General features: G+C 79.4%; 3 protein-coding genes and 1 pseudogene. 3 read left to right on the forward strand and 1 reads right to left on the reverse strand.

The window, feature by feature from the left end:
• A partial coding sequence (locus DMH08_RS38850) for a hypothetical protein (protein WP_199748229.1) occupies positions 1-613 on the forward strand: 613 nt, incomplete at its 5' end.
• 258 nt (positions 614-871) lie between these two features.
• Here DMH08_RS38850 and rsgA read toward each other — a convergent pair.
• Positions 872-2,023: a ribosome small subunit-dependent GTPase A gene (rsgA, locus tag DMH08_RS38855; protein WP_125621241.1), complete on the reverse strand. Its 1,152-nt coding sequence runs from the start codon at positions 2,021-2,023 to the stop codon at positions 872-874.
• Between the two features lie 297 nt (positions 2,024-2,320).
• On the opposite strand from rsgA, the gene DMH08_RS38860 reads away from it, so the two are divergent.
• Together DMH08_RS38860 and DMH08_RS38865 are read left to right on the forward strand one after the other, a co-directional pair.
• Positions 2,321-3,673, forward strand: coding sequence for a hypothetical protein (locus DMH08_RS38860; RefSeq protein ID WP_125621243.1), 1,353 nt, complete (start codon positions 2,321-2,323; stop codon positions 3,671-3,673).
• A gap of 157 nt (positions 3,674-3,830) precedes the next feature.
• Positions 3,831-4,072, forward strand: a pseudogene (locus DMH08_RS38865) (hypothetical protein); the annotation flags it as partial.

Below are 4,072 nucleotides of genomic sequence, written 5' to 3' on the forward strand. Positions count from 1 at the left end.
CCAGCACCCCCCGCCGCCACAGCAGCGCCCGCTGCTCCAGCCCGGCTCCACCCCTCCCGCCCCCGACCCCGCCGGCCCGGCCCCGCCCGGCGGCCACCCGTCCGGCGGCCCCCCACCCGGCCCGCCCCCGCACATGCCGCCCGCCGAGCCGAGAGCCAACACCGCGGCGGCGACGGCCGCCGGCGGCCTGGCGGTGCTCACCGCCGCCATGCTCGTCTGGTTCGCGCTCCACAACGTCGTCACCGCCGCCGGACCGACCGGCGCATGGTCCGGCGTCGCGGTGGTGAACGTCCTCGGCGGCCTCGTCGGCGCCGGGTTGCTGACGATCCCGGCGGGGTTCACCTTCGCCCGCAGAATCCCCGGCGCATGGACCCTGTGCGGGCTGTGCACGCTGTACGTCGTGGCGTCGGTCTTCTTGGCGCCGCTGCTGTGGGGGACCTCCCTGGATTCCCAGCTCCGGTTCGTCTTCGGTTTCGAGGGAGGCGACGGCGTCGCCGTGGCGCTGGCGGTCATCTTCGGCACCCTGACGGCGATCACGGCGGCGGTCGCCGGCAGCGTGAAGTCGCGCGCAGGCGGCCCCCGGGCGGCCCCGGTCCTTCCCGGCGCGCGATGACCGGGTGACCGCCTGCCCGGCCCCCGCCCCCGGCGGCCCGCGACCAGGGTTCGCCCGAGGGAGAGGAGAGGACGAACCGGTCGTGCGGCCCGGCACCGTACCGGGCCGACACGACCACGGGGCCGAGGCCCGGGGGCGGCGCCGCGTCAGCGCGCGGCGCCGCCCCCGGGCCCGCCTCCTATGCGGCCGGGGACGGCGGCCCGGCGGGCCGGCCCGCCGCGGCCTCCGGCCGCGCACGGCACGGCACCGGCCCGGCCGTCAGCGGTCCCGCCCCCGCTCCTTGTACATCTGCCGCTGCCACCGCGAGATCGCCTTGCGGCGGCCCTCCCGCTCGGCGCGCAGCCGCGCGTCCGACCGCGCCGCCGCCCAGGCGCTCTCCCGCATCAGCTTGCGGTAGCCGTCGAGGCGGCGGTGCGGCAGCGAGCCGTCCTGCACCGCGGCCAGCACCGCGCAGCCCGGCTCGCTCTCGTGGGCGCAGTCGCCGAACCGGCACCGCTCGGCCAGCTCCTCGACGTCGGAGAACGTGCGCCGCAGACCCTCCTCGGCGTCCAGCAGGCCCACGCCCCGCAGACCCGGCGTGTCGATCAGCACGCCGCCGCCCGGCAGCGGCACCAGCTCCCGCCGCACCGTGGTGTGCCGGCCCTTGCCGTCGCCGTCGCGGACCGCGCCGGTCGCCAGCAGCGCGTCGCCCAGCAGCGCGTTGCCGAGCGTCGACTTGCCCGCACCGGACGGCCCCAGCAGCACCACCGTGCCCGTCAGGACCGCGCGGACCACGTCCACGCCGTCGCCCGCCAGCGCGCTGCACGACACGACGTCCACGCCCGGGGCCGCCGCGGCCGCATCGGCCTCGGCCGCCGCGACGTCCGCCGGATCGGCCCGGTCGGCCTTGGTGAGCACCACCACCGGCCGCGCGCCGCTCTCGAACGCCAGCGCCAGCAGCCGCTCGAGCCGCCCCGGCGACGGGCGCGCCGCCATCGACACCGCGACCGCCACGGTGTCGACGTTCGCCGCGAGCACCTGCCCGCGCGAGTCGCGCGACGCGCCGGCCCGCACGATCGCGGTCCGGCGCGGCAGCAGCGCCGCCAGCACCGGACGCCCGCCCGCCCCGGCCGATTCCGCGCCGGACGCGGCCTCGGTGTCGGGGGCGGGGGTGCGCGGCGCAGGGCCGGCGGCCGGGCGCAGCGCCGCCCAGTCGCCCGTGCACGGCGCCGCCACCGGATCCGGACGGCCCGCACGCGGCGTCACCGCGAGCACGGGGCCGTCGGCGGTGACCACCTCGCACAGCCCGCGATGCACCGCGACCACCCGCGCGGGCGCCAGCCCCGCGGCGAGATGAACGGAGAAATCGTCCTCGAGGGTCTCGTCCCAGCCGTACGCGGACAGGGGAGACCCACCGGAGAAGTGAGACAACGGTTCGGAACCCTTCACATGAAGGGGCGCTCGGGCGGGCGCGCCGACGGCGCACCGGAACGTGGAATCAGCCCGAGGCCCGGAAGATGAGGTCGGCCTGAGCGCTGCGCGCAGCAGCGACCGCGATGACGGCCATGCACCCCACCTCCCTTCGGTTCCGACCGCGTACTTTATCGGGCCCGCACGCCCCCGTGCCACCTCTTTTGCGCCCCGGCGCCGCGAGCGGCGGGAACTTCGGGGACCGCGCGGCGGTTATGGTGATTTGAGGAGACGTGACCGTGATAAAGGGGCGTGGTCGTGGACGAGAACGTGCAGCGGGCCGGTGCGCCGGTACCGTCCCCCAGGCACGACCAGGCGCCCGAACCGTCCACCCGGCGGGCCCCTGACCGGGCGACCGGCGACACCCGGACGCCCGACACGCCGGCCCCCGACACCGCGGCACCCGACACCGCGGCACCCGACACCGCGGCCGACGCCGGGGACGGCGCTCTCGCCCGCCTCGACCGGGCCGCCGCGGCGCGCCTCGAGGAGCTGTGGGACGAACTGGCCCCCGCGGCCGCCGGCGCCGCGCGGTTCGCCGTCACCGCCGGCGACCCCGTCCGCCGCGCCGCCCGCGACGCCGCCGGGCTCGCCGCGTCCCGCATCGTCGACCAGCTCGCCGGGACGCCCGCCATGGCCGCCGCCGAGCGCGCCGCCCGCGACGCCGCCGTGAAGATCGCGACGTCGGCCGCCGAGCGCGCCGTCACCGAGGCCCGCACCGCCGCCGCCGCGCACCCGGCCACCGCGACCGCGTTCGAGGCCGCGACCGGCGCGATGACCCTCGCCGAGCAGGCCGCCGCCGAAGTCGCCAAGCACCCCATGGCGCTCGCCGCGCGCCGCTTCGCCGCCCGCAACCCCCTCGCCCGCGCCGCCACCGCCACCGCCCTGGACATGGCCGGACGCGGCGTGTCCGCGACCGTCGCGACCGTGTCGGCGTCCGCGTCCGCGCCCGCCGTGCAGGCCGCCACCCGCGCCGTCGCCGACGCCGCCGTGGACGCGGTCGCCGAGGCCGCCGCCGACGCCGTCCTGGACGCCGGACGCGACGTCGCCGCCCGCGTCGTGCGCGACACCGCGGCCGACGCCGCCCGCGACCTGGCCGCCGCCGTCCGCGACCGCGCGGGCGCCGCCGCGGGCCGCTCGGAGTACGCCGCCGAACTGCGCCCCCTGGCCGACGCGCTCGCCCGCGCCGCCGGCAGCGGCACCGCCCGCTCGGCCGGCGACCTGCTCGCCGCGGCCGCCGGCAGCGCCGTCGCCCGCACCGCCCGCGACCTGGCCGTGCGCGCCGCGTCCCGCACCGCCGCCGCGGCCATCGAGGCGGTCATGGCCGAACTGCTGCGCGAGGCCGTCAAGCTGGCCATGAAGGAACGGCTGCGCGGCATGGTCTGGGACGTCGCCCGCGACGTCGTCGTCGACACCATGAAGACCACCTGGGTCACCGCCACCCGCCCCGCGCCCGGCGCCGGGCCGGCCCCGTCCCGCCCCGTCGTCGTCGAGAGCACCGTCGAACCCGACGCCCCGACCGGAGCCGGAGCCGGGCCCGCAGGCGGGCGCCGCGGGCAGGGCGGCGAGGAGCCCGGCGGCGACCCGTGGGCCGCCGCGACCGACCGGTGAACCCGCCGCGCCGCGGCGCCGTCTGAGAACTCCATGAAAAACGCCCGTCCGCGGACGGGCCCCTCACCGGCGCCGATTACCGTGTGCACATGAAGCCCGCCCCGCCGACGCCCGCCCCCGCGGGCACGGGCGGGCCCGCGCCGCGGGCGGCGCGCCCGTGACCCGCCGCGTCGGACGGCTGACGCTGCGCGCCCGCCTCGCCCTGCTCACCGCGATCGCCGTCGCCCTCGCCGTCGCCGCCTGCGCCGCCGCGTCCTGGGCCCTCACCCGCGCCCAGCTCTACCGCGAACTCGACCACCGCCTCGAGGCCATGGCCGGCGACCCGCCCGGCCCCGCCGGCCATGGCCTCGAGGCGGTGGTCGAGTTCGCGGTAGAGCTGGGCGCGGGTGAGGGCCCAGG

The organism is Actinomadura sp. WAC 06369, assembly GCF_003947565.1.
GTDB lineage: Bacteria > Actinomycetota > Actinomycetes > Streptosporangiales > Streptosporangiaceae > Spirillospora > Spirillospora rifamycini.